At 69.4% G+C, this 25,724-nt stretch carries 27 protein-coding genes; 26 read left to right on the top strand and 1 reads right to left on the bottom strand.

Going from position 1 to position 25,724, the window contains the following annotated elements; all coding sequences use genetic code 11:
• The first annotated feature begins 13 nt into the window (after window positions 1-13).
• The 19 genes from ACPC54_RS23510 to ACPC54_RS23420 all read left to right on the top strand — a co-directional run bounded on the left by ACPC54_RS23510 (window position 14) and on the right by ACPC54_RS23420 (window position 17,946).
• The gene (locus ACPC54_RS23510) at window positions 14-2,341 is read left to right on the top strand and encodes a phage portal protein (protein ID WP_498967387.1); all 2,328 of its coding nucleotides are present in this window, start codon (window positions 14-16) and stop codon (window positions 2,339-2,341) included.
• A gap of 326 nt (window positions 2,342-2,667) precedes the next feature.
• The gene (locus tag ACPC54_RS23505) at window positions 2,668-3,057 is read left to right on the top strand and encodes a structural protein (protein ID WP_498967386.1); all 390 of its coding nucleotides are present in this window, start codon (window positions 2,668-2,670) and stop codon (window positions 3,055-3,057) included.
• Between the two features lie 12 nt (window positions 3,058-3,069).
• Complete coding sequence (locus ACPC54_RS23500; protein ID WP_498967385.1) at window positions 3,070-3,453, top strand: XkdF-like putative serine protease domain-containing protein; 384 nt, start codon at window positions 3,070-3,072, stop codon at window positions 3,451-3,453.
• Between the two features lie 2 nt (window positions 3,454-3,455).
• A complete protein-coding gene (locus ACPC54_RS23495) occupies window positions 3,456-5,078 on the top strand; it encodes a hypothetical protein (protein WP_498967384.1) in 1,623 nt (540 codons plus the stop codon).
• An 81-nt stretch (window positions 5,079-5,159) separates the two neighbouring features.
• Window positions 5,160-6,662, top strand: coding sequence for a hypothetical protein (locus tag ACPC54_RS23490; protein WP_498967382.1), 1,503 nt, complete (start codon window positions 5,160-5,162; stop codon window positions 6,660-6,662).
• 99 nt (window positions 6,663-6,761) lie between these two features.
• Entirely contained in the window at window positions 6,762-7,736 is a 975-nt protein-coding gene (locus ACPC54_RS23485; protein WP_498967380.1) for an HNH endonuclease signature motif containing protein, read from the top strand.
• Between the two features lie 103 nt (window positions 7,737-7,839).
• Window positions 7,840-8,256 carry a hypothetical protein gene (locus ACPC54_RS23480; protein WP_498967379.1) on the top strand — a complete coding sequence of 139 codons (417 nt, stop codon included), beginning with the start codon at window positions 7,840-7,842 and terminating at the stop codon, window positions 8,254-8,256.
• Window positions 8,257-8,332: 76 nt separating this feature from the next.
• Window positions 8,333-8,680, top strand: coding sequence for a hypothetical protein (locus ACPC54_RS23475; protein ID WP_498967378.1), 348 nt, complete (start codon window positions 8,333-8,335; stop codon window positions 8,678-8,680).
• An 84-nt stretch (window positions 8,681-8,764) separates the two neighbouring features.
• Window positions 8,765-9,445, top strand: a complete 681-nt coding sequence (locus ACPC54_RS23470; protein ID WP_498967377.1) for a hypothetical protein — start codon at window positions 8,765-8,767, stop codon at window positions 9,443-9,445.
• Window positions 9,446-9,494: 49 nt separating this feature from the next.
• Window positions 9,495-10,397 (top strand): hypothetical protein, encoded by a 903-nt coding sequence (locus tag ACPC54_RS23465; protein WP_498967375.1) that lies wholly within the window; start codon window positions 9,495-9,497, stop codon window positions 10,395-10,397.
• Window positions 10,398-10,483: 86 nt separating this feature from the next.
• Window positions 10,484-10,804 (top strand): hypothetical protein, encoded by a 321-nt coding sequence (locus tag ACPC54_RS23460; protein ID WP_498967373.1) that lies wholly within the window; start codon window positions 10,484-10,486, stop codon window positions 10,802-10,804.
• Window positions 10,805-10,816: 12 nt separating this feature from the next.
• A complete protein-coding gene (locus ACPC54_RS23455; RefSeq protein WP_498967372.1) occupies window positions 10,817-11,194 on the top strand; it encodes an HK97 gp10 family phage protein in 378 nt (125 codons plus the stop codon).
• Window positions 11,195-11,208: 14 nt separating this feature from the next.
• Complete coding sequence (locus tag ACPC54_RS23450; RefSeq protein WP_498967370.1) at window positions 11,209-11,709, top strand: hypothetical protein; 501 nt, start codon at window positions 11,209-11,211, stop codon at window positions 11,707-11,709.
• A gap of 11 nt (window positions 11,710-11,720) precedes the next feature.
• Window positions 11,721-11,885, top strand: coding sequence for a hypothetical protein (locus ACPC54_RS23445; protein ID WP_498967368.1), 165 nt, complete (start codon window positions 11,721-11,723; stop codon window positions 11,883-11,885).
• On the top strand, window positions 11,885-12,598 hold the full coding sequence (locus ACPC54_RS23440) for a hypothetical protein (protein ID WP_498967367.1): 714 nt from the start codon (window positions 11,885-11,887) through the stop codon (window positions 12,596-12,598). Before ACPC54_RS23445 ends, ACPC54_RS23440 begins: the two co-directional genes overlap by 1 nt.
• An 81-nt stretch (window positions 12,599-12,679) precedes the next feature.
• Window positions 12,680-13,270, top strand: coding sequence for a hypothetical protein (locus ACPC54_RS23435; RefSeq protein WP_498967365.1), 591 nt, complete (start codon window positions 12,680-12,682; stop codon window positions 13,268-13,270).
• A gap of 105 nt (window positions 13,271-13,375) precedes the next feature.
• Complete coding sequence (locus ACPC54_RS23430) at window positions 13,376-13,768, top strand: hypothetical protein (RefSeq protein WP_498967363.1); 393 nt, start codon at window positions 13,376-13,378, stop codon at window positions 13,766-13,768.
• 26 nt (window positions 13,769-13,794) lie between these two features.
• The gene (locus ACPC54_RS23425) at window positions 13,795-14,079 is read left to right on the top strand and encodes a hypothetical protein (protein WP_498967362.1); all 285 of its coding nucleotides are present in this window, start codon (window positions 13,795-13,797) and stop codon (window positions 14,077-14,079) included.
• A 3-nt stretch (window positions 14,080-14,082) separates the two neighbouring features.
• Window positions 14,083-17,946 (top strand): transglycosylase SLT domain-containing protein, encoded by a 3,864-nt coding sequence (locus tag ACPC54_RS23420; protein ID WP_498967361.1) that lies wholly within the window; start codon window positions 14,083-14,085, stop codon window positions 17,944-17,946.
• Between the two features lie 64 nt (window positions 17,947-18,010).
• Here ACPC54_RS23420 and ACPC54_RS23415 read toward each other — a convergent pair whose 3' ends face one another.
• Window positions 18,011-18,436 carry a hypothetical protein gene (locus tag ACPC54_RS23415; protein WP_498967360.1) on the bottom strand — a complete coding sequence of 142 codons (426 nt, stop codon included), beginning with the start codon at window positions 18,434-18,436 and terminating at the stop codon, window positions 18,011-18,013.
• A gap of 306 nt (window positions 18,437-18,742) precedes the next feature.
• On the opposite strand from ACPC54_RS23415, the gene ACPC54_RS23410 reads away from it, so the two are divergent.
• The 7 genes from ACPC54_RS23410 (at window position 18,743) to ACPC54_RS23380 (ending at window position 25,640) form a co-directional block, all read left to right on the top strand.
• Window positions 18,743-19,990, top strand: a complete 1,248-nt coding sequence (locus ACPC54_RS23410) for a phage tail family protein (RefSeq protein WP_498967359.1) — start codon at window positions 18,743-18,745, stop codon at window positions 19,988-19,990.
• Between the two features lie 25 nt (window positions 19,991-20,015).
• Complete coding sequence (locus tag ACPC54_RS23405; RefSeq protein WP_498967358.1) at window positions 20,016-21,092, top strand: hypothetical protein; 1,077 nt, start codon at window positions 20,016-20,018, stop codon at window positions 21,090-21,092.
• Window positions 21,089-22,294 (top strand): hypothetical protein, encoded by a 1,206-nt coding sequence (locus ACPC54_RS23400; protein ID WP_498967356.1) that lies wholly within the window; start codon window positions 21,089-21,091, stop codon window positions 22,292-22,294. The genes ACPC54_RS23405 and ACPC54_RS23400 overlap by 4 nt, the downstream gene beginning before the upstream one ends.
• 22 nt (window positions 22,295-22,316) lie before the next feature.
• Window positions 22,317-22,622, top strand: coding sequence for a hypothetical protein (locus ACPC54_RS23395; RefSeq protein WP_498967355.1), 306 nt, complete (start codon window positions 22,317-22,319; stop codon window positions 22,620-22,622).
• Window positions 22,623-22,638: 16 nt separating this feature from the next.
• Window positions 22,639-23,805 (top strand): SGNH/GDSL hydrolase family protein, encoded by a 1,167-nt coding sequence (locus ACPC54_RS23390; protein ID WP_498967353.1) that lies wholly within the window; start codon window positions 22,639-22,641, stop codon window positions 23,803-23,805.
• Between the two features lie 13 nt (window positions 23,806-23,818).
• Window positions 23,819-25,075 carry a beta strand repeat-containing protein gene (locus ACPC54_RS23385; protein ID WP_498967351.1) on the top strand — a complete coding sequence of 419 codons (1,257 nt, stop codon included), beginning with the start codon at window positions 23,819-23,821 and terminating at the stop codon, window positions 25,073-25,075.
• 85 nt (window positions 25,076-25,160) lie between these two features.
• Window positions 25,161-25,640 carry a VIT1/CCC1 transporter family protein gene (locus ACPC54_RS23380; protein WP_498967349.1) on the top strand — a complete coding sequence of 160 codons (480 nt, stop codon included), beginning with the start codon at window positions 25,161-25,163 and terminating at the stop codon, window positions 25,638-25,640.
• The last annotated feature ends 84 nt before the right edge of the window (window positions 25,641-25,724 follow it).

Here is a 25,724-nt window from a genome sequence, read left to right as displayed (position 1 = left end):
GATGGGAGGTCGCGTGCGCATCCGGGATCGCATCGCCAAGGTCTTCGGCAACCGGGCGCCCGCCCAGATGTTGGCTGGCGAGCAGGCCGCGCAGATGACCATGGAGTCGCCCTACGCCCCGGGCACCCCCCCGGCCCCGTTCGACGGCTACTCCAGGCAGCCCCGAGCCCGGGACTTCCCGGCCGGCGTCAACATCGCCGCCCGGCCCCGCCTCCACGAACGCGTCTCCTTCCACACCCTGCGCGGCATGATCGAGGCGTACGACGTCGCGCAGGCATGCATCTGGCACCGGATCGACTCCATCCGCGCTCTCGACTGGTCCCTCACCCCGGCCCCGGGCTTCCACGGCGACGCCGAGGAAGCCATCGCCCAGGGCATGGCCGTCATGAAGAAGCCCGATCGGAAGACCCCGTTCGCCGGCTGGCTTGCGAAGTGGCTGTACGACACCCTCGCCTACGACGCCGGCGCCCTGTACCGGCTGCGGAACCGCCGCGGTGACGTCATCGGCCTGATGAACGTTGACGGCACCACCATCGCCCCGCTGCTCGATTACTGGGGCAACATCCCCGACGACGGCACCGAAGCGTACGTCCAGTTCGCACAGGGCATCCCGTGGAACTGGCTGACCCGCGACGACCTCATCTACGAGCCGTTCCGGCCCCGCAACAACGGCCCCTACGGTGTCGCGCCCCTAGAGACCGTGCTGATCAACGCCAACACGGACCTCCGCTTCCAGGCGTACTTCCTGCAGAGGTTCACTGAGGGCAACATCCCCGAGGCCTTCGCCAGCGCACCAGAGTCCTGGAGCCCTGACCAGATCGAGCAGTGGCAGTCCCTCTGGGACGCCATGATGCTCGGCGACCAGGCCGCCAAGCACCAGATCAAGTGGATGCCCGGCGGGTCCGGCATCTCCTGGTCCAATGAGAAGGACTTCTCCGACACCTTCTCCCTCTTTTTGATGAGGAAGACCTGCGCGGCGTTCCACATCGTTCCCAGCGACTTGGGCTTCACCGAGACAGTCAACCTGTCCAGCGCCGAATCGCAGGGCGACGTCCAGCACCGCGTTGGTGACCTCCCGCTGGTCGCCCACCTTGAGGCGATCATCACCGACTTCCTGCAGAACGATCTCCACCTGCCGGTCGTCTTCTCCTTCGACACCGGTCAGGAGAAGGAGGATCGCCTCACCCTCGCGCAGGCGTGGCAGATCTACATCGACACCGGCATGGCCTCCCCCGACGAAGGCCGCGAGCATCTCCTCGGCCTGCCCGGCGACCCCAACCGGCCCACCCCCCGCTTCTACTCCACCCCCCGCGTCGGCCCAATCCCGCTGCTCGCCATCGACGGCGTCGCCGGCAGGGTCGACCCGGAAACGTACGGACCGGCACACGATCAGCCCATCCTCGACCAGCCGTTCGTACCCCCGCCCGGCACGGTGCCGTCCCCCGGTACCACCGACCAGACGGCGAGCGCGGCTGCCGAGGACGTGTACCAGGGCAAGTACAACCAGATGGTCCACGCCTCAGACCTGACCAAGGACGCTGAGGCCTCCGCGCCGGCCGGCGGCATCACCTCAGCCACCGGCATCAGCGGCTACGACCTTGTGCACACCGGCGACAAGGACGACGAGAACGACCGCTCGGAGCTGACCAAGCAGGAGATGGCGGCCTTCCACCGCTTCGCCCGGGCGCGGCGCCGCGACGGCCGCTGGCGGGACTTCACCTTCCAACGCGTCGCGCCGTCCCGCGCCCGGCGCCTTAACCAGACCGGCCGCCTCGCCGTCCGCAAGGCCGCTGGCGAGGTCGCCGTCGCCGGACTCGCTGTTCAGGCGGCCGACACCGGCCGTGTCCTGATGATCCAGCGGGCCCTTGACCCCGAAGACCCCGCAGGCGGGACCTTCGAGTTCCCCGGTGGTCATCTCGAAGGAAACGAGACTCCGTTGCAGGGCGCGTGGAGGGAGTGGTCAGAGGAAACGGGATGCATCCCGCCTCCGGGCGTGCAGACCGGCTCGTGGACCAGCCCGAACGGCATCTACGCCGGGATCGTATGGACGGTCGACTCCGAGTCGTGCGTACCGGTGCGAAGCGATCGGGAGATTAGCAACCCGGACGACCCGGACGGTGACCAGGCGGAGGCGATCGCCTGGTGGGAGCCGGCAACGCTGGCGGGCAACCCCGCCGTTCGCCCCGAGCTGCTGGCCACCTTGCCGGACGTCCTCGCCGCCCTCGGCATCCCCACCGACGACGACCAGGTGGCGAAGGCCGGTGATGCGGACCCAAAAGCCCTGACGGCTGGACCGGTTGGGACCAGGATGAGCGCACCGCCGGGCATTGGGCGCCGCTGATCGCCGCCGCGCTCGGCGGCGCGCTCACTGCCACCGCCGCGACCCAGCTCGCCCGCGCCTTCACCACCGACAGCAGCGGTCAAGACTCCGACCAGCAGGCCCTAACCGCTGCAGCCGTCACCTGGCTCACCGGACAGGACATCACCGCCGGGCCCGCACTCGCTGACACACTCACCGGCCTCTACACCGACGCCTACCTCGTCGGCGCCACGTCCGCGACGGCAGTAACCGGCGGCGAGACCACTGGTCTGGACGACTGGGAGCCCGGCGACTCGACCACGACACAGGACCGCATCGACCAGCACGGCCCCAGCCCTGCGCTCGCGGTGCTGACCGCCAGTGCTGCGGCCACCGCAGCCGCCCTGACCGCATCCCGCATCAAGGATGCGGCCAAGGCGCTCGCCGCCGGTGTCGCGGCCGGCCACACGCCGCGCATCATCGGCGCGGCGATGCGCTCGGCCCTGACCGACCCTGATCACGCCTACGCGGCCGCCATCACCGAAACCACCCGCGGCGTCGCCGCGGGCGCAGCCGACACCTACCGGCGCAGCGGCGTCACCCTCGGCCGGTGGCAGACCGAACCCGACGACCACGTCTGCCCGGTGTGCGACGCCAATGAGGCCGCAGGCCCGGTGGCGATCGGCCGCCCCTACCCGAGTGGCGACACCGCCCCACCCGCGCACCCACGGTGCCGCTGCGCCGTCCTCCCCGCATAGGAGGTGGGACCTGTGCCCGAACGTCAATACGTGCTCGGCCTCGCCTATCAGGCCGGCCGGGACGCACGAATCGTCAAGGGGATGGACGGCGGCCGGGACTTCTTCACCCCGGACGAGCTGGAAAAGGCGTGCTGGTCCTTCCTCCCCGGGGGCGCGGACGTCGGCCTCTTCCACGGCCCCGACGACACCATCGGCCACTTCACCGTTACTGAGAGCTACATCTATCGAGGCCCGGACTGGCCGCAGGAAAACGGCACCGTCATCAAGGCCGGCGACTGGCTCATCGGCGGCATCTGCGACGACATCGCCTGGCGCCTCGTGAAGTCGGGCAGGGTCAACGGCTTCAGTCCCCAAGGCGCCGCACGGCGCATCACCCCACGAGACCCCGGGAGCTGAAAGTGCCCGAATCCCCCGATGGCGACTCCGAGTTCACGGAACTGGTCGACGCCAACATCCCACGCGTCGACCTCGTCAACGGCCCCGCCAACGGAGCACCGGGGTGGCTGCTGATGAAGCAGGACGCCAACTCGGGCCTCATGGACCCCGCCTTCGTGCGCGAGCTGATCAGCAAGAGCGCCGACGATGACCCGCCCTCCACGCAGGAACAGGTGAGCGTGTCCGGAAGCCCTGCCGCCATCGCCAAGATGATCCACCAGGCCGCAGCGCGCGCCACCGCCGCAGAGAGCGAGGTGTCCAAGGCCATGGACTCGGACGAGATCGACGTCCTGGACCCGTCCGTCGTGCTCGCCGAGCCCGACTGTGACGCGCCCGGCGACGAGAACACGCCCGGCTCCCCGGCATGGGAGGCCATTGACGCCGCTACCGCCCAGAAGTGGACGTCGATCGCGGTTCGTCTGAAGAACGCGCTCGGCGTGATGGCCGACCGCGAGCTCCTGGAAGCCGCCAGCGCCGACCCCGATGACGCCGAGGCAGCGTGGGACCTCCAGGACGCGCAGTGTGCCCTGGACTACGTCATCGACACCCTCGCCGGCTTTGCCGTGGACGAGCAGGCCGAAGCCGAGCTCGGGAGCGAGGCCATGGCCGCGGTCGGCAAGGTTCTGCACGGGGTGAACCCGGCCGCCCTCGACACCGTCGAGGCCCTAGGGCACGTCGCCAAGGCAGGCCGGGTCCTCAGCGCGGCGAACGAGGCCGCGATCCGCACCGCGGCCCATCACCTGCAGAAGGTCCTCGCCAGCCTGCCTGCCGCCCCCGAGGTCGCCAAGACCGCCCACGAGGAGCCCACCATGCCCACGCCCACCCCGTCCGAGGACGTCACCACGGCGTCGGGCCAGGAGCCCGCAATGGGCACCGCCGGGGTCGAAAAGGCCACCGATACCGCCGCCGTCGATCCGGTGGGCAAGGCCGACAGCGAGAAGACGCCGCTGGTCGTGGTCTACGACCAGAAGGGCCGCCTGATCGGCATCGTCGACCCCGGCGACATCACCCCCGTCGCCAACGCCGAGGCCGACGCAGACGACCTGGACGCCTCCCCCAACGACAGCGACTCCGGCGCCGCCGAGAGCAGCGACGCATCCGACGCTTCCGACCTCACGCCGGCCCCGGCCGCCGAGGTCGGCACCCCCGCCGACGCCGTCCCCGACGACGACGATCAGGCGGTCACCAAGTCCCAGACCGACACCGACACCACCTCCGGACAGGTACTCAAGAGCAACGCCCCGGACACTGACGCAGCCGCTGTCGACCAGCAGAACGCCGCCCACGAGGTGATCGCCAAGCAGGCGAAGGCCCTCAAGGACCTGGCAGGCGTGGTCGATGCGCTCAAGGCGCAGGTCCAGGCGCTGGAGGAGCAGCCCGCCCAGCCGCGTGTCTTCACCAACGGAGTGCAGCCCCCGACCGACCTGCGCGGTATGGACCGCGGCGGCTTCCAGGCCGACGTGATCAAGGCCCAGGCCCGCCGCCGCGACCTGTACCGCACCGCCAACGCCACCGAGCAGAACCGGCTCGCACAGGAAATGCAGGGCGAGGCCATCGCCGCACTCCAGGCGATTCAGCGACAGTAGCCGCCCCCACAGCAGCCAACCCCCGAGCCCCCGAACGCACCCCGCGCCCGGGGGCTTTCGCATGCCCACAGGAGGCATCCCTTGAGCACCATGCAGGAGATCTCCGAGGAGACCCTCGGAGCGGTGTCCGCCATCTCCAAGGCGCAGACCACCGGCATCACCACCGGCACCGGCATCGTCTCGTACGACCTGTCGCCGCTGGTCAGCCTCGTTCCCGTGGTGACCCCGTTCCGGGACATCGTCACCCGCACCAAGAGCCCGGACGGCAACAAGTACGCCGTCTGGCGCTCCATCCTCAACGCCACCAACCAGCAGCCCGACCCGTCCGTGCCGTTCGACTACGCCGCCGCCGAGGTCGTCTTCAGCGAGCAGGACTTCCAGGCCGCCTACAAGGGCACCGGTCTGGCCGGCATGGTCACCCAGGACGCCTACGACCTGGCCACCGGCTACGACGACCCGTACGCCACCGCGACGTTCAACGTCCTCAATCAGGTCCTGATCGGCGACGACCGCAAGTTGTTCGGCGCCCAGTCGTTCCCGCTCGCCCAGCCCGCCGCGCCGACCCTGACCCAGTCCTCCACCGGTGGCACCATCGGCGCCGTCCAGGTCTACGTCGGCGTCGCCGCCCGCACCGGATCCGGCTACTACTACGGCTCCGGCAACTCCCAGGGCAACAGCGCGAACACCACCTTCGCGTCCGGCAGCACCAACTCGGTCACCGCGACCGTCACCGCCGTCCGCGGCGCCGTCTGCTACGACTGGTTCCAGTCCGCCAACGGCGTCACCTGGTACTACTACACCACCACGACCGTGAACACGGTCAAGATGACCAAGGTCATCTCAGCGAACCAGGCGTTCCCGTCCAACATCGCCGCCCCCGACCTCACCAACGTGTGGAAGGGCGCCCAGAACACCGCCCCGACCTACAACGGATCCGCCGACAACGGCAGCGCCAACGCAGCCGACTACGACGGCTTCCTCGCCTCCCTGTCCGGCGACTACAACGGCGTCGGACAGTGGGTCCAGCCCGGCACCGGCACCGCCAACCCGTCCGTCTTCAGCTCCCTCGACGGCGCGGGCCTCACCCTGTCCGGCGGCAGCATCGCCGAGATCGAGAACTTCCTGTTCCTGTCCCTGTGGCAGCAGGTCAAGACCAGCCCCACCGCGATCATGATGAACGCCGCGCAGGCCCAAGAGATCGCCAACCTGATCCTCGGCAACTCCTCGGCGACGACCTTCCTCAACACCGACTCCACCGGCCGCATCAGCGTCACCGCCGGCGGCCGCGTCGGTGAAATCGTCAACGCCCCCGCCGGCGGCGTCACCGTCCCGATCGAGGTCCACGTCTCCGTCCCGCCGGGCATGATCGTGGCCCGCACCGACAGGGTCCCGTTCCCCCAGGCCAACATCACCTCCGTACTGGAGTACCGCGCCCTGCGCGACACCACCCAGTTCGACTACGGCATCAACCGCGTCGCCGGAACCGCCGGCGGAGGGCCTCGTCGGGAATTCGAAATTAAGTCAATGGGTGCCTTTATCAACAAGGCGCCCGTTGCGATGGCGGTTCTCTCCAATGTCGCTTGACCTGCAGCTTTAGCAGATCCGGCCACTGCTTGAGAGGCTGCCACATGGTACCTTTGTTGGAGTGGAAGTGAAGTCTCCCGCTCCAACAAAGAGGCCTGGATGACCGTCAACTCCGACATGGACTGCTTGATCCCTGGATGCGGCAAGCACGCCTTCGGTCGTGGATGGTGCTCGATGCACTACGCCCGCTGGCGCACGCACGGTGACCCGCTGCACGAGGGGCGCCGCTACGTTAAGCAAGGCGAGACATGCGCGGTCGAGGGCTGCGAGCGCGCTCCGAAGCGGCGCGGGATGTGCGAGATGCACGTCCGCCGGCTCCTCAAACACGGTGAGCTCACCGACCCCCGCGAGCGCCGGTTCTGGGCCCAGGTAGACACGGACGGCCCCCTGGCCGAAGAACGCCCGGAGCTGGGGCCCTGCTGGGTCTGGACCGGCTGCGCGCACCCGAAGACGGGCTACGGCGTGTTCGGGGGCAAGGGGACGCAGATCGCCCACAGGATCGCCTACCAGTACAAGGTGGGACCGATACCGAAGGGCCTCCACCTGGACCACCTGTGCCGCCGCCGCCTGTGTGTCCGCCCGGAACACCTTGAGCCCGTGACGCCCCGGGAGAACATCCGCCGGGGCGACCAGGGGGCGTTCTGGGGGTACGTCCCGTCAATCCCGGAACGGCAGCCGCAGGTCGACAAGCCAACGGTCTGCGTTGAGGAGGGCTGCGAGCGGCCCCCGGCCAAAGGGAGCCGGTGCCGCCCGCACTACCGCAAGTGGTTGGCGAACCCTGACCGGCCCGCCCGCCCGACACCGGAGCAGCGGTTCTGGGCGAAGATCAACAAGGCCGAGTCCTGCTGGTCGTGGACGGCGGCCGTCAACCCCGGCACAGGATATGGGCATTTCACCGTCAGCCACGGGAACCAAGTGCAGGCGCACCGTTACTCGTACGAGCTGGCCTTCGGGCCCATCCCCGAGGGCCGAGACGTGCACCATACGTGCCACGTCCGGCACTGTGTGAATCCCGCGCATCTTGAGGCGGTCACGCGCAGCGAGAACCTGCGCCTGCGCAAGGTACGCCGGTAGAAAGCAGACCACCCGAAGGCCGAGAGCCCAACCGCTCTCGGCCTTCCGCATTCTCGCCCGCTCCCCCCTGGAGGTCTCTATGGCCCCGCCTGCTCGTGCTGCCGTGCCGGTCCCGAACTTCGTCGCCACGCAGGAGCTGTTCCGGGCTGATGGGCTGACCCTGACCGGTAACTCCGACAGCATCACCGCGAATGCCCTGAACCAGGTGACCGGCAAGACCGGCCAGCCGATCGATGTGTCATCGGTGTCGAACGGCCTCCTGGTCGTCACCGTAGCCGGGGTGACGGGGTCGTCGCCGGGTCTGGCGGTCTTCTTCGACACCCAGGACGCATTCGGCACATGGGTGCAGACCTCGGCCAGCACCTCCATCGGAGGTGTCGTCCTCACCACGGCCGCCTACACCTACGGCGTCATCAACGCCAGCTACACCCTCACTTTCAACGGCCGGATCCGCTGGGTTGTGACGGGGACCTCCAACCCGACATTCTCCGGCGTCACGTTCAGCCTGTTCGGCCGATAGCGCCCGAACCCGCCAAAGGCCCCGACGCGATGCCGTCCAGGCCTCCGCCTCCCCCTCACCCATAAGGAGCGCAGGCATGCGCATGTATTCACGCACCGGCGCCACCGTCGTGGACGACCCGGAGCACGGCCGGTTCGAGGCCGGCCCGGACGGCAGCTTCGACTTCCCCGACGACCTGTCGGACCGCCTGCGCCGGTTCCACGTCGGCAAGCAGCGGCTGTGGGAGGACGCCGTCGAACGGCAGGACCGGCAGATGGCCGAACAGCTGGAACAGGCCCAGAACCCGGCGACCCTGATGTCCATGGTCGCGCAGCTCACTCAGGTCGTGGCCGCGATCGCCCCGGCCGCTGCCCAGTCCCAGACTGTGCAGGAAGCGCCCACACGACGCGGCAGCGGCAAGCGCGCCGCCACGGCCTCCGAGTAACACCTCGGCCCGCCGCCACCGGCTGGGCCACCACCTTGTTCTGATCCGCGCGGCCCGCCGCGTCGATTCCTATGGAGGACCACCATGCCCGGTTTCGTTGTGACCGGCGGCAACAACGGCCCGATGGCCGCCGAGACATCCGGCAGCACGCTCCAGGGCCCGCTCACCTTCAACAACCAGGCCAACGCGCCCGCCACACCGGGCGGCGGCGCGGTCATGTACGCCACCAACGGCGTACTGACCTACACCAACCCGCAGGGCCTGGTGAACACCATCGTCGGCTCCCAGGGCGGCCAGACCGCGGCCGGGCCAGCGATCACCGGCACCACGGCGGAGACCGTGCTGCAGTCGATGAGTCTTCCGGCGAACGACGCCATCGCCGGGGCCGTCTACAAGATGGTCGGCTGGGGAGTGCTGAGCACCACCGCCAGCCCGGGCAACACCGTGTTCACCGGCCGCCTCGGCGGCGTCGCCGGTACGTCGCTGGTCGCGACGGCATCCCTCGCCCTCACCGCGTCGCTGACGAACGCCCAGTTCAAGCACGAGACGCTGATCAACTTCCTCACCCCGACCAGCGTGATGTGCATGACGGAGCTGCTCATAAACAGCACCGCCGCCGGTCTGGCTCCGGAGTACCTGGCGGCCTCGACTGCCGCCGTCCCGGTGTCGCTCACCTCCACCAAGGCATGGGTCCTCGACGTCACCCCCGGCGCTGCCGGCAACTCCATCCAGCTGCTCGGAGGATGGACTGAGAGGGTCGCCTGACCTGCAGAAGGGGTGATCCAGCATGGCTACGCCGTACATCACGCCGTCTATGTTGTTGGCACAGCCGGCCGGAATCAGCTGGAAGGTGATCCCGACCCTGACGGCGGACACCCCGTCGCAGCTCGCCCAGATCCAGCAGGTCTGCTGGAGCGCCACGGCGACGGTGGACACCTATTGCCGTCAGCCGCTGCGCGCGATGGTGACCACCGAGACCCATGCGGGTCCGGGGGGACGCCGCGTCGCGGTGAACCAGCACACTCACGCCGGCACGCTGATCGCCCGTCACCGGCACCTGTACGACGTGCTCGCGGTCCAGGTGTCACCGGCCCGGGCTTTCCCCCCGGTGTGGGCGTCGGTGCCCGCCGGGCAGTTCCGGCTCCGCACGCCGGTGTTCCCCGCCGGGCCGACCCCGGCAACGGGACCATCGGGCGGCAGCGTCATCGACGTGGCCCCCGGCTGGATCGACTGGCGCCAAGGCCGCAGCGGCTGGCAGGTGCAGATGTCCACCGCGTCGGGCTGGCCGCACGCCGGCCTCACCGCAGCCGCCGCGGCGGGCGCGATGACGATCAGTGTGGACGACGTCACCGGCTGGGGTGGGGCGCACGGCGCCGCCGGGTTCTGTTACGACGGCGCGGCCACGGAGACCATCGTCGTGGGCAGCGCCGCCGCCACCACGCCCACGGTGCTGCCCAACACAACGACCACGGTGCAGACCGGCCCTGGCACGATCCAGCTCGCCCAGCCACTCACCGCGGGCCACCCGGCGGGCGCGGTCGTGTCGGCGCTCCCGGCGAACGTCATCCACGCCGCGGCGCTCGCCGCCGCGGTGGAGGCGCTGGAGGGCATCGACGCCATCGCGACGCAGTCCCTTTCCGGGCAACTCGCAGGGGGGACCGGGGCGCTGGCCACCGAGGTGGAGATGCTGCTCGACGACTACCAGCGGGTCGCCTGATGGCCCGCCGGCGGCCCAACTACGGCGGAGGAGGAGCAGTCGGCACAACCGGGGTCCTCCGCTTCTGGAACCGCACGATCACCATCATGCGTGGCACCGCCATCAGCGCATACGGCGATGCGACAGACGTGGGTGTTCCTGTCTACACCGGGGTGCCAGCCGCCCTGGCGGAGACCGAGCAGACCGCGTTCGACTCGGCCAGCCAGCGCCAGCAGATCATCCGCAGCATCACCTGCACCGTGCCGGCCTGGGCCGACGTGCGGACCACGGACACGATCCGGGACGAGACCACCGGCCTGTTCTACATGATCGAGAACATCCAGGAGCAGCCCGGCATCGGCTACTACCCGCCGCCGAAGACACTGACGCTGCGCGAGCGCTCCGGCGTCACCACCGGCTCCGACTAACGGGAGGTCTCCGTGGCCCACGTGGAGATCGACGGCGCCTGGGAAAACGAGGTGAACACCGCCGTAGCGCGGCTGTTCGCCGAACGGCTGGGCCCGGCCATCGCCGCGGACGCCGCCCGTTACTGCCCCGAGGACACCGGGTCGCTCGCGGCCAGCATCGAGCACCACATGGAAGGCCCGGACCTGATCGTCTCAGCGACGGGCGGGGCCGAGGGCCGTACCTACGCCGCTTACGTGGAGCTCGGCACCGGCCCGCACATCATTCGCCCCACCGGCAAGCAGGCCATGTTCTGGGAGGGCGCCGCGCACCCGGTCCGGGAGGTCCACCACCCCGGCACCCGGCCGCAGCCGTTTCTGAGGCCCGCCCTGTTCCAGCAGCGCGGCGAGTAGGAGGGGGCAACGCGGTGGCAACCCCGGCACTCCCGCTGGACGGCACCGACGAACTCGTCGCCGCGCAGTGGATCGCCACCATCCCGGGCTTCACCCCCGCCATGGTCGGCACCACCCTGCCGCCGGACGTCAACGCGGACGGCACCCCCGCCCCGTGGGTCACGACGGGGTTCGTCACCGTCGCCGTGGTCGGCGGCGGCCCCGATCCACAACTACCAATCAACAGGCCGACGATGCAGATCGACTGCTGGGCCACCGTCCCCGGCAGCAACAAGCCGCCCTGGAACCAGGCCGCGGCCCTGGCCGGCGCCATCCGCCGCGCGACCTGGGACCGGCGCACCATCGCCCGGCCCCTGCGAATCAACGCGAACGGCATCGCCTACCCCACCGCGACCGTACAGACCGCCTACCTGGCCACCGCCTTCCGCCGCCTCTACGACGACCAAGGCGACTACGCCCGCTACCAGGCTGACCTGGCGCTGTCGTGGGTGACCGTCAACGACCGCCTCTACTGAGCGAGGACCCCATGCCCCTGGTCCGCACCACTTTCTTCTCCGGCCCGGTCGAGGTCCCCGACGACGAAATCCCGGTGCTCCGCGCCCAGGGCCTCCTGGTCGAGGACACCACCCCGCCCACCACCGATACCGTGCCCGCCAAGCAGGCGGCGCCCAAGCCGAAGGACGCTGCCTGATGGCCCGCCTCAGCCTGACCGCGACCGCCCAGCCGAAAACCGGCTCCGCCGCGCCGCTCAACCTCACCTCGCTGCTCGCCGCCACCACCCTGGGCGCGAACACAGGTGTCAGCTTCTTCAACACCGGCCGCGAGGTGCTGCACGTCCAGCTCGGTCAGCTGACCGCTCCCGCCGCTCCCAGCGTGTCCACCGCCGCCACCGGCGGCACCGTCGCCGCCGGCACCTACCAGGTCGAGGTCTCCTACACCAACGCCGCTGGCGAGACCCTCGCCTCCGCGTCCGCCAGCGTCACGACGACCGGCTCGACGTCGACCATCACCATCACCTCCCCGCCCGCAGCGGGCAACGCCACCGGCTGGTACGCCTACGTAACCCAGGCCGGCGGCGCCAGCTACACCCGCCAGCAGACCGCCGGCGCGCCGACCGCGATCGGCACCAACCTCACCCTGACCGCCCCTCCCACCAACTCCGGGCTGGCACCGCAGTCCAGCAACGGCAGTGCCGGCGCCAGCACCGTCGTCGTCAACATCGGGACGACCATCGAGGGCCAGCCGGTCTCCGCGATCACGGCGGCGCTGGCCACGAACGCGACCAACATCGTCGGCCCGTTCCCCACGGACGAGAACCAGCCCGGCGGCCTGATCTACGTCGACTTCGGCACCCCCGCCAGCGTCACCGGCGTCGCGCTCGTTCAGAACGCCGGCGTCTTCTGATCCGCGTTCCACGCCCAGCTCCCGGCCCGCTTCGTGCGGGCCTTTCTCATGCCCGCACCCACTACGTAGGGGATGATCCCTGTGGCAGTGAATGCCGCCAACCTGGTCCTCGGACCGGCCCGCCTGTACGTTGCCGCGTTCGGCAGCACCGAGCCTCTCGACTCCGCCGTCACCCCCAACGGCCCCATCACTCCGCCCGGCCCGCCCTGGACCGACGTCGGCGGCACCGATGGCGGCGTCACCTGGGAGGTCGACAACACCTACACCGGGCTCAACGTGGACCAGATCACCATGGAGGTCGGCGCGCGGCTCACCGGCATGAAGATGACGGTGACCGCGAAGTTGGCCGAGATGACGCTGACCAACCTCCAGACGGCGCTCAACAACATCGGCACCCTCGCCACCAACACCGGCTACACGACGCTGGACATCCCCGTCACCTCCGCGTCCACCCAGCCCAGCTACGCCGGGCTGATCATCGACGGCTGGGCTCCGATGCTGGCCAGCGGCCAACCGGCGCTACGCCGCGTCATCGTCCGCAAGGTGCTGTCGCAGGTCAAGGCGCAGCTCGCCTACGACCGCAAGACTCAGCAGGCGCTGGACTGCACGTTCTCCGCGTACTACGTGAGCAGCAGCATCCCGCCCGTGCACATCGTGGACCAGGCCGTGTAGCCACGCGGCCGGTGCCCGGGGGGCGCCCAAGCCCAACCCGGGCCGTCAAGCCCGCTGTTCAGCACGTTGGAACCCCCCATCCCTGCCACCCCCAAAGAGGAGCCCATGGCCGCGAAGGTGACCGCCAGCAAGCAGGCCTCCGCCCGCCGTCCTGCCCCGGCACCCGTCCCGTCCGTATCGGCCGGGCCTGAGTTCGAGGTTCTGCGCCTCACGACCACCCCGCAGGTGGCCGAACGACGGGTGCCGCTGTTCTACATCGACGACACGGAGTACACGATCCCGGCCAGGCCCCGCATGAACATCGCGCTGCAGTACATGCACCTTGCCAAGGACCAGGGCGACGCCGTCGCCGCGGACTTCCTCCTCGGCAGCCTCCTCGGTGAGGAGGGCTACCGGGCGCTGCGCGAGTACGACCAGCTCACCGCGGAGCAGTTCCAGCAGATCACCACCGTCGCCAGCCGGCTGACCCTGGGCGCTCTGGAGCTCCCAAAAGCGTAGTCGACCGGGTCGTTCAGGTCGGCTGGGTGCTGGACCATCTCGACGACCTCGCCAGCGACTTCAACGTCTTCCACCGCATCCCCGACGTCACCGTCCTCGACGGGCCGGCGTTCCTGCGGCTCGCGTGGCGAATGACCGCGTACGAGGGCGTGATGCGGGCCAGGGCCGCCGCCACCCAGCACAACGATCCCGAGACCTCACCGCGGATGGCACCCGGCCGCCGCGAGGAGATCAACCCCGGCACCCGCACGGCCCTGATGGCCGACCCGGCTTTCGCAGGCCTCTTCAGCTACGGAGATGCCCGGGGGTGAGCCGTGCCGGAGGGCTTTCGCATCGCCGCGGCGTGGGTGAAGGTGTCGCCGGACCTGGGGGGATTCCGGGAGGAGCTCCAGGCCAAGCTCAGCGAGGCGACCGCCGGAGTCGAGGGCCGGGTCCGGGTCACGCTGGACACTGCCGAGTTCGATGGCAAAGCCGGCGAGGTCAAGGCACGTCTCGACGAGCTGGGCGGCGAGCACGCCGAGCCTTCGATCCACCTGGAGGCCGCCGAGTTCGAGGCCAAGGCCGACGACGCGCGGGCCAAGCTGGAGGAGTTGGGCGGCAAGCGAGCTGACCCCTCGCTGCGCCTGGAGGACGCGGAGTTCGAGGCCAAGGTCGACGACGCCGAGGCCAGAATCGACCGGCTGAGCCATGACCGCGCCCGGCCGGACCTGGAACTGAACACGGCCGAGTTCGAGGCCAAACTTGAGCGCGCCGAAGCCCAGCTGCACGCGTTCAACGCCAGGTCCGCAAGTGCCCGTCTCGACGCAGGCGGCAGCGGCCACGGCCGCGGAAGCGGGGGCGAAGGCGGCGGCCTGCTCGGCGGTCTCGGCGAGCACTCGATGATGATGCCAGCCATCGTCGGCGGCATCACCAGCCTGCTGCCCAGCATCGGCGGCGCCGCGATGGGAGGCGGTCTGCTCGCGGGCGCCGGGGGCCTTGCCCTCGGCCCGGTGGCCAAGGCGCTGGGTGAGGCCCACCAGGCGTCCCTGAACATCGGCATGACCAAGCAGCAGGTCGCCGCGACGCAGTTCTCCTACGGGGTCCAGCGCCAGGACGCGCAGGAGCAGGTCACCACCGCGCGCATGCAGCAGGCGCAGGACGCCGTCACTTCGGCCCGAACCATCGAGTCCGCGCAGATGAACCTCGCGTCGGTGGAGCGCTCCACCGCGGCGCAGCAGGTGCAGGCGCTGCAGTCGGTGGTGCAGGCCGAGCAGGGCGTTCAGCAGGCCAACTATGGCTTGAGCGAGGCCCAGTACAACCTAAACCAGGCGTGGGAGCGGGCACGGGAGAATCTGCGGGAACTGGACGACCAGCTCGCCGACAGCAAACTCAGCGTGCAAGAGGCCCAGCTCGGCATCCAGCAGGCGCTGTACCAGCAGAAGCTTACCGACGAGAACGCCTACTCCACGCAGTTGGACCGGCAGCAGGCAGCGCTGGCTGTCGCCCAGGCCCAGCAGCGGCTCGTGGACGCCCAGGACCAGCTGACGGCCTCCCAGTACAAGGCCAACTTGGCCAACCAGGAGGGCATCGACGGCTCTCAGGAGATCATCAAGGCGAAGCAGGCCGTCGTCACGGCGCAGTACGGGCAGATCGATTCCCAGGCCCAGTTCGCCATCGCCCAGCAGAACCTGACGAACACTCAGTTGAACGATGCCGCGCAGGTCAAGGAAGCGCGGATGCAGCTCGCGGCGGCCGAGGAGGACGCCGCCTACCGGCGGCAGATGGACGCGCGCAGCGTCGCTCTGGCCGAGCGCAACGTCGGCAACGTGATCCAGGAGCAGCAGCTCCAGTGGGCCGCGATGAAGTCGACGGAGAACGAGGCGGCCAACCAGCTCGCCAGGGACTTGGCACGCATGACTCCCGCTATGCGTGGCGTCTTCGAGCAGGTCCTGGGGATGAGCGGCGCATTCGAGGGCATGAAGCAGGCCGCGCAGAATGCGGTTGCCCCGGGTCTTTCGCAGTTCTTTACTGGCCTGGCCCAGTCGATGCCCTCGCTGACCTCCGGCGTGTCGGCCATGGGCACGGTCATTGGGCAGATATTCGGCTCCATCGGCAAGGCGCTGCAGTCCCAGGACGGCCAGAACGTCCTCCAGGGCCTGATCGACAATGGCCTCCAGCTCGCGAAGACGGTGGGGCCCGCTATCGGGGGGCTCCTCGGGGCGCTGGCGCAGCTCGGCGCGCAGAAGGGCGCGGCGGACGGCCTTGGCGGCGCGGTCGCCGGGATCGCGACGAGCCTGACCAATGTGGTGAAGGCGGTGGGGCCTTTCGTGGGACCGCTGTCGTCTGCCCTGTCGACTCTCGGGCAGGCTCTGGCGCCGATCGGAACGCTTCTGGGTACGGTCGTGGGCCAGGCCGCGCAGGCACTCGCGCCCGTACTCGCGGCCCTGCTGCCGGCGGTGACGACGCTCGCCGGCGCGCTCGGCCAGGGGCTGAGTCCGATCTTCCAGGCCCTTGGGCCGCTACTGCTACCGGTGGCCCAGGCGATCACTGGCGTCGTTCAGGCGTTCTCGCCACTGTTGCCGGTCATCGGGGATCTCATCGGGCAGGTCGGCAAGGATCTGACGCCGCTGTTCCAGGCCTTGGTGCCAGTCGTTGTGCAACTCGCGCAGTTCCTTGTTAAGGACCTGCAGGCCGGGCTGCTTCAGACCTTTCAGGCGATCCTTCCCCTGATCCCGGTCGCCGCCAAGTTCATCGAGTCGCTGCTGCCGCTCGTCAGCCTGGTCCTCAAAATCGGCGGGATCTTGGTGGACTTCGCCGCCAAGCTGATCGGCCCGGTGATCAGCGCGATCGTCTCAGCGGCCTCAGCGATCCTCAACTTCGCGTCACACTGGCGCGACGCGGTCGACTGGGTCGAGGACAAGGCCTCGTGGCTGTGGCACCACGTCTTCGAGCCGCTGTGGAAGGGCATCCGCGACGGTGCCGACGACTTCGTCACCGGCTTCAAGAAGGTCTGGGACACGCTTGAGGATGCCTTCAAGCACCCCGTGTCCTTCTTGATCAACACGGTCTACGACGGGGGCATTGCCAAACTCTGGAACACGGTCACCGGCGCAATCGGCATGCACTCACTCGACCTGCCGATCATCACCGGCTTCGCGTCTGGTGGCATCGTCCCCGGCTACGCTCCCGGTCAGGACACCGTGCCGGCGATGCTCTCGCCCGGCGAGGGCGTGCTGGTGCCGGAGGCCGTGCAGGCGATCGGCCCGGACACGGTCCGCACCCTGAACGCCACCTACGGCGGCGGCCGGTCGTCCACCGGCACCCACTTCTCCGGCGGCGGCATCGTCGGCGGCATCACGCACTTCGTCGGCGGCCTGATCGACAAGGTCTCGGACATCGCGAAGATCACCGCTGCGCTCGCGACCGGCAACGGCGAGGCTCTGACCAACGCCCTGGCCAAGCTCGTCGGGACCAAGGACGCGGTCGGCAACTACGCCAAGCTCCTGCTCGGCGTGCCGACTTCGCTGATCCACAGCATGGTCCAGGCGATTCTCGGAGCGCACCACTCCGCTCCCAGCGGTGGCGGTGCCATTCCCAGCGGGGACCACTTGACCATCATCGACGCGGCACTCCAGGCCGCGGGTGTGCCTCCGCCGGGCACGCAGGACGAATGGCGGTCCGGTCTCAACACGCTCATCACCCGCGAGAGCGGCTGGAATCCCAGAGCCATCAACAACACGGACATCAACGCGCAGAACGGGGACCCGTCACGCGGCCTCGCTCAGACGATCATGTCGACGTTTCTGTCGAACCACGTGGCCGGCACGAGCACCGACATCTACGACCCGGTAGCCAACGTTGCCGCGGCGATTCACTACATCGTGAGCCGCTACGGAAGCATCAGCCGGGTCCAGCAGGCCAACCCGAACCTGCCGCCCAAGGGCTACGACCGGGGTGGGTGGCTGATGCCGGGCACCATGCCGGTCAACGGCCTGGCCCGGCCCGAAGCCGTACTCACCCCCGACCAGTCGCAGGCATTCATCACCCTGGCCCGGCATCTGGCCGGGCAAGGCCCCGGCGGTGCCTCGGTCGGCCGGCAGGTCACGGTCGAGCAGCACTACCACGGCACACAGCTGCCGACCGTGGAACAGCAGGCCGACATGCAGCGGCGCCTCACGCTCGCGCTCAGCGGAGCCTGACACCGGGACGGCACGGGGCAGTGCGGACGATTCCGCACTGCCCCGCGTCGAGGAGCCACCCGGTCTAGGACTTGGTGATCCGGGTGACGCCCATCCACAACTGACTCACCTGCGTCGTGGTCAGCCCCGATTTGGGGGTGACATTGACGTCGAAGGAGATCGACTTCCCCGGCGGAATGGGAGTCGTCGTCGCATCGACCCCCGGGCCGCCGGGCTGCCCAGTTGCGCTGCCGAAGGCCTGGGTGACGTGAAAGGCGTAGCTGACCGGGGCCGAGCACGGGTTCGTGAACTCGAACGTGACGGTCACGAGCTTCCCGTGGAGGTGGGCGTCGAGGAGCTGCGCCTCGTTGCCGGAGTCGTCGGCCGGGATCGCGCACGGATCGGCCGGGGTCTTCACGACTTTGACGTCGTCGAGGTCTGGCGCCCCTTGCGCCGGCTTGTAGGGGAGCTGCGCGGCCGGGATGGCCACCTCCGACTGTCCGGTGGCCACCGTGCTGGGGGTTGGTGCCGCAGTCGGCGTCGGGCTTGGAGTCGCGGTCTCGGCCACGGTCGCTGACCGGGTTGGGCTCGGCGCCTCGGCCGGCTGCGAGGGCGCCGGGTGCGCCGTGGTGGTGCTGGCGCCGCATGCCGCGGTCAGCAGGATGGCGGCGAGTGCCGGTAAGGCGCGACGCACCGGACCCCTCCCAGGGGTTGTGGCGGTTTGGTGCGGCCAGTGTGGCAGCGCGTCGATCACCCCGTCGTGGGGCTTTGCCGGACCGTAACCGATACCAGCACAAGGCACCGGGGGTGATGGCGCGTGGCGCAGGCCATCGCGGGGCAGCCGTACACGCTGAGCCTGAACTTTTACGACGAGACCACCGGGAAGTTGGCGGACCCGACGTCCGTGCAGTTGGACATCACCTACGGGCAGCAGGTCGGATTCGTCCCGGACACCGCCGGGCCGTACACCTACCAGGGCGCCTACGCAGCGACGGCCGGCCAGGTGTGGCGGACCGGTCCTGGCCAGTACTCCTGCCTTTGGAACGTGCCGGCCACTGCGGCACAGGGCGTGTACGTCGCCAACTGGACGTGCAAGTACGGAGGCGCGACGTGGCTCGGCGTCGAGGACTTCAACGTCATGGGCGGCCTCCTACTGCCAGTGCCGGCCGGGGACGTGGGGTTCTGGACCGGCGGCCTGACCTACGGCGGCCTGGACATCGAGTTCGGAAAGGTCGACGGCAACGGCATCGCCTGGCTGTGGCAGAAGCTGGAGGGCTGGGACGGACCCGACGTCCAGGGAGCAGGCGTCATCGCGCGTGCCGGCGACCACGGCGGCTGGGCCTCCCCGCAGTACTTCGCGCCCCGCGCCCTGACCTGGACCGTCACCGCGTCCGCACCGACCCAGGCCCTACGGGACCAGGCCCGCGCACTGCTGCAGCAGGCCGTACCCATCAGTGACCTGGCGATGCTGCGGGTCGACGAGCCGGTGCCCAAGTTCACGTGTGTGCGAAGGTCGGGGAAGCTCACCGAGGCCTATCCGACCCTGACCGACGTCACCTTCACGATCGGCCTGATCGCCCCCGACCCGCGCAAGTACGCCACCGCGCAACGATCGCTGACCATCGGCCTGGCGCCCTCCGGGGGCGGCGGCGGCATGACGGTTCCGTTCACCGTGCCGTTCACCCTGGCGGCATCCGCACCACCAGGAGCGGCGGCGGCCACGAACGGCGGGTCGTTCCAGTCGCCACCGGTCGCGCTCGTGTCGGGGCCCATCGCGGGACCGACGCTCACGAACCTGGCCACCGGCCAGACCGTGTCCTGGTCCGGGCTGACGCTTGGCCCTGGTGACATCCTCGCCGTGGACTTCCTGAACCGTCAGGGCGTCGTCAACCCGACCACGCCCTCGACCTCGCCCGGACTGCCCTCCACCGGCGGCACGTTCTGGCCGGCCGACATCGGCTCTACATGGTGGCAGCTCGGGCCCGGCACCACCCCGATCGCCTTCGGCGGCACAGCCGGGTCCGGCGCCATGACCACGTACTACTGGCGGGATTCCTGGGTCTGAGCCCGGCGCGCCGAAAGGGGAATCGATGGCTACCCAGGTGACAACGTCCACCCCGCTGTGGCTCACCGGGAAGACGTACGACACCAACAGTGGTACCGACCTGCGCAACTCCGCGGTCACGGCCTACTTTTACGACCCGGGTATCGCCGGCGGCAGCAGCATCGGTGTCCTGGGAGGCGTCGTCGGAGGCGCTGGCCTGCAAGTGACCGCCGGCACCGGCATGACCGTCAACGTGCAGCCCGGGTCGTACGTCGTACCCAACACGGCCACGCCCACAGCCGGCGGCTACGTCTCCACCCTGGCGTCGTCCGCGGCCCTGACGGTACAGACCGCGGACCCGTCCAACGCGCGGATCGACATCGTCGTCGCGTACGTGTCCGATGTCGGCACGTCGTCCAGCCTCGGCGCGGTCCAGATCATCACTGGCGTGGCAGCGCCGACTCCGTCTGTCCCCACGGCGCCGGCGAACTCCATCACCCTGGCGAAGATCACCGTCCCGGCGGCCGCAACCTCCATCACTAGCGGCATGATCGCCGACCAGCGACCGTTCACCACGGCGGCCGGCGGCGTACTCGTCGCACCGAAGAACAGCGTGACCGGCTACGCAGGACAAGTCGCCTGGGACAAGGCGTCCGGCAGCTTCTACCACAACAACAGCTCCGGCTCGCAGCAGATGAAGGTGCTCCCGTGGCCGCCCTTCATCACAACGATCTCCTACAACTTCAACTGGTTCGGCTCCGAGTCCACGGTCCTCAGCGGCACTATCACCACAGACGGCACCACCGACATCCAGCTCTTCTTCAAGTGGGCTGCGGTGTCCTCCAACGCCACAGTGACGCCCAACTTCAACGTCCAGTTCCGCATGTACATCGACAGCACGGTGGTGGACAACTACTTCAGCCCGAACTGCCCTACGGACAACGGGATCTACGGTGGCGGCTCGTGGAGCTACTACACCAGCGGCGCCACCGGTGACACACCGTCCGCCGGCACCCACACCGTCAAGGTCACAGCTCAGAACATGGTCGGCACCAGCAACTGGACCACGGTGGTCGGCCAGAACAGCAAGATCATCCTGCGGGTGCAGCCGGTCACCCTGTGAGCACCTACACCTACGCTGCAACCGACCTGATCAGCGGGGCCGTCCTCGCCGACAGTCTCCCCCTGGCCGTCCAGTCGTTCGGGACGAGGCTCAACGGGTCGGGCACCCTCACCGGTGCACTGGACCTGGACGAGACCTACGCGGTCAATGCCCCGGCCGTCGCGGCTCTTGAGTGCCGCCGCGCGGTGCTGTGGGTCCTGCAGGACGGCTACCCCGTGTGGGCCGGCATCGTCTGGGACTGGCCCGACCAAGGCCGCAAGCAGGGCACCCTGCCGATCTCCGCGCAGACCCTCGACACCCTGTGGTCGAAGAGGCTCATCACCGACACGATCATCTACCAGCAGGTCGACCTGTTCCAGGTTTTCATCGACCTGGTCCGCTACGGCACCTCCAAGAAGTCCGGCTACATCTCCTCCGTCTCCCCCGCGGCAACCCGCACACCCGCGTACCTGTCGATGGTGGCCCGCAACGGAGCCGTCTCCCGCCTGGTAGTCCCACAGGGGTCCGCGGCCCTGGCCGGGACGCTGTGGACGGCGTCCTACACATACTCCGACCACACCCAAGTCAGCAGCGCCTGGCAGGACATGTGCGCATCCGGCAACCTGGAGTACGCGTTCGTCCCCGGCATCGACTCCAGCGGCCAATTGGCGATCTTCCTTCGTCTGGCCTACCTGAGAATGGGCCGCCCAGCCCCGGCCTCCGGCTACTCCCTCACCTACCCCGGCAACCTGATCGACTACGGCTACCAGCGCACTGGCAGCCAGAGCAGCAACGTCGTCTGGGCGACCGCCCCACCGAACGGCGCTGCACTGCAGTGGCAGTCCGCCTACCCGCACGGCGTGGACAACAAGGACTTGTCCGCCGGATACCCACTGCTGGAGTCCTCGGTCTCCTGGCAGGGATCCTGGGTGACCACCCAGGCGCAAATCGACGGCTTCGCGGACGGCGAGGTCCAGCTGCGCACCCAAGCCATGACCAATCCGCTCGTCACCATCGGCGGATCCGGCCACCCGAAGCTGCGGGACATCGTCCTCGGCGACACCACCACGCTGGTCGCCACCTCGGCACTGCACCCACCGACGCCCACGGGGGCCCCAGGCCTGCAGCAGCAGGTCCGAGTCGTCGGCTGGACCTGCTACCCGCCCGGACCGCAGCAACCCGAAACCATCCAGCTCCAGACCTCCGGCGTCGTCACCGGATAGACCGCGAAAGGCCGGTGCGCCGATGCCCCTCTACCCGCACCCGCTGGAGCAGCGCTTCCCCGCCGAACTCCAGGCCATGCAACAGCGGCTGGCCCGGCTCGAAGCGCGCACCGCAGGCATCGACTCCGGCTGGCCGCTCGCCGCACTTCCCGCGGTCATCGACCCGTCCTACACCTCCGGCCAGCCCAGGGCCTACCTCAACGGGTCCACCACCCTGACCGGCCCCTACCAGCGCCTGTCGTCCTACACGCCCACCGCAGGCGACCACGTCCTCGTCATGCCGGTCGGCGCACAGCAGACGTACGTGATCCTCGGCAAACTGATCTGACCAGGAGAAACCCGCCTTGACCGCAAACGTGTACGGCATCGCCAACACCGGCAAGGGGATCTACATCCCGCCGGGATGGGGCGCGAATTGGAAGACCAAGCTGGCTGCCGCGCAGGCCGGCACCGGCACGGCCGTGGCCGCCGCCATGGGCGGATCCTCCACGCAGGGCTACTACGCCTCCGACCTGCGCGTCAAGGGCTGGCTCGGGCTGCTGCGAAGCTCGCTGCAGGCCACGTGCGGTGCCGGCGGCTCCGGGTTCCGCTCCTCGTCCATGACGGCGCTGTTCCAGTCCGCGAACGGCGTCCCGACAGCAGCGACAAACGTCTACAACGCCCAGGGCAACCTGGCCACCCTCGGCGGTGCGTGGAGCGCCGGCGGCAGCGCGTACGGCCCCGGCGGCTACTACGTGTACACGCAGGCGTCCGGGGCCACATGGACCCTGTCCGTGTTCGGGACCATCGCCAAAATCTTCACGGTGGACGGCGGCGGCAACCACGCCAACTGGACCTACTCGATCGACGGCGGCGCAGCGGTCACCGTCACCGACTCCGGCTCCGCCCAGGCCACGATCCGCACGACCGCCATCAGCGGGCTCGCGGCCGGAGCCCACCAGGTTGTCATCACCTACGCCGGGACCGGCAGCAACTTCCTGTCGGTGGTCGGCATCGCCGGGGAGACCACCAGTGGGGTGATCGTCAACGACTTCTCCCGGTACGGCAGCCGGGCAGGCGACTACGCCCTCGCGGACCAGACCCTCGCCACGCCGTTCAACGCGGGCGCGTCCTACCCGGCCGACCTGGTGATCTTCGCCCACGGCCCCAACGACGCTGCACACGGCGACACCGGCGACACGTGGGCCCGCAACACCCGGCTGCTCATGCAGAACGTCCGCGACGCCAACTCCAACGCCGAGCTGATGATCGTGCTGCCGAACGTCGGCAACTTCGACACGAACTACCTCTACCAGGACTACGCAGGCCCCGCCCGCGGGCTGGCGGAGGCGTTCGGCGCCGCCCTCGTCGACTTCTGGACCATCGGCGACAACACCTGGAACTACTGGCAGTCACTCGGCTACTGGGCCTCGGCATCCAACCCCGGCGCCGCCGGATCCGACACCGTCCACCCTAGCGACGCGGGCCACCAGTTCATCGCGAACACCCTGCTGCCGTACCTGGCACTCTGACAGGGAGGGTGCCATGAGTTCCGTCCCCGCCCCGACCTACACGACCACCGGAAGCGCGGTCTACACCGGCACCGTCACCGCCCAGGGCGGCAACCTCACCGTCACCAACGCCACCACCCCCCACACGGCCGCCCTCAGTGTCGACGGTGCGATCACGGGCCTCACCGAGTCCCTCAGTACCGCGGCTTCTGGCGGGGGCGTACTCCAGGTCAGCAACACGACCTCCGCGCCCACCAGCGCAAACGTCAACATCACCTCGAACGCCGCGGCGGACAAGACCCTGGCCGTGCAGGTGACAGGCGACACGCAGCCCAGACTCACCGTGGACTCCAACGGAAGGCACGGCTGGGGCCCCGGCGGGTCAACCGGGACGGACACCAACCTGTACCGGTCCGCAGCCGCAACCCTGACCACAGACGGGTCCCTCGCGGCCGGAGCCAACCTGTCGGCCGCAGGAACGTCCACCCTCACCGGGAACGTGACCGCTGGCGCCAGCCTGTCCGTTGCCGGAACCTCCACCCTGACCGGGGCCGTGACCACCGCCGGAACCCTCGGCGTCGGCACCAACCTGACCGTCACGGGCACCTCTACCCTCACCGGGACGGTGACCGCCAGCGGCGCCATCAACGTCGGCACCAACCTGTCGGTCACAGGAACCTCCACCCTCACCGGGGGCGTGACGGCCAGCGGAAACCTGACGGTGGCGGGTTCCGCGAGCGTCGCTGGCATCACCTTCCCCGCGGGGGTGTACTACCCGTCCGACCACGGGCTCGCGGCATGGACCTACGACCCGACCGGTGCGGTCAACACCACACTGACCACCAGCGGCACCCTGTACCTGGCCCGGGTGCCGATCAGGTTCGCCACCACGCTCACCAAGGCGTACCTCAGCATCGCCACGGCGGCAGCCGGCGTCACCGCCAACCAGAATTTCGTCGGGCTCTACGACTCGGGCGGTAGCCTGCGTGCCTCCACGGCGGCCGGATCCATCGACGCCGGCATCGCCTCTCCCGGGCTCCTCACCGCGACGTTCAGCGCCTCCTACTCTGCCCCGGCAGGCATGTACTGGATCGCGTTCGTCAACAACGCCACGACCCCAACCACCCTTGGCCGCTCCTCCTCGTTCCTGGCCACACCGAACGCGGGCCTTGCGGCCGCGGCCTACCGATTCGCGGTCAACGGCACCGGCCTGACGAGCCTGCCGGCGACTATCACTCCCGGCAACAACTCCCTCAGCGGCATGACGACTCTGTGGGCGGCTGTCAGCTAATTGCCCCTGTTCCCGTACCTGCCGACCGTATGAACCCCCGGCCGCCCCCGGGGGTTTCGCATGCCCGCAAACCATCGGGGGACTCGTGAACCGCAACGCCCTGACGCTGCTCGGACCCGCTATCTTCGGAGGCTTCGACGGCGCCAACTCGATCATCGGCGTCGTTCAAGGCGTGCCGGCCGAGGACGTGGTGCACGCCGCGTGCCTCGGCGCGGTGTCCGCCGGGATGAGCATGGCCGCCGGCGCATGGCTTTCGGAGCGCGCCCAGACGCGGCTCACCCGGCTCACCCGAGCCTTGGTCCTCGGTGCCGCCACCGCGGCGGGAACGATCCTGCCGGCGCTCCCGTACCTGGTCCTGTCCGGCCCTGCCGCGCTGGCCGGGACCGGCGTGGTCCTCGCCGTACTTGGCGCGGCCATCAGCGCAGCCCGCACCCGCCTTCCGGCCGAGGACGGGCAGCCTCCCGAGTCGATCGGCCGATCCGCGGGCGAGACGTACCTGATCCTCGTCCTCGTGTGCGCGGCAGTGGCCGTGGTCGCCGCCATCAGCCCGGGCGGACCCGTGTGACCCCTCCCCTCGGCCACCGCACCAGGTAATCCGATCCGAACCTCCGCCCCCGCGCCACTGGCAGGGGGCATTCTCATGCCCCGG

Origin of the sequence: Kitasatospora sp. NPDC094028 (assembly GCF_049543595.1) — a bacterium.
GTDB lineage: Bacteria > Actinomycetota > Actinomycetes > Streptomycetales > Streptomycetaceae > Kitasatospora.
This window is presented reverse-complemented; position numbering and strand designations above follow the sequence as displayed.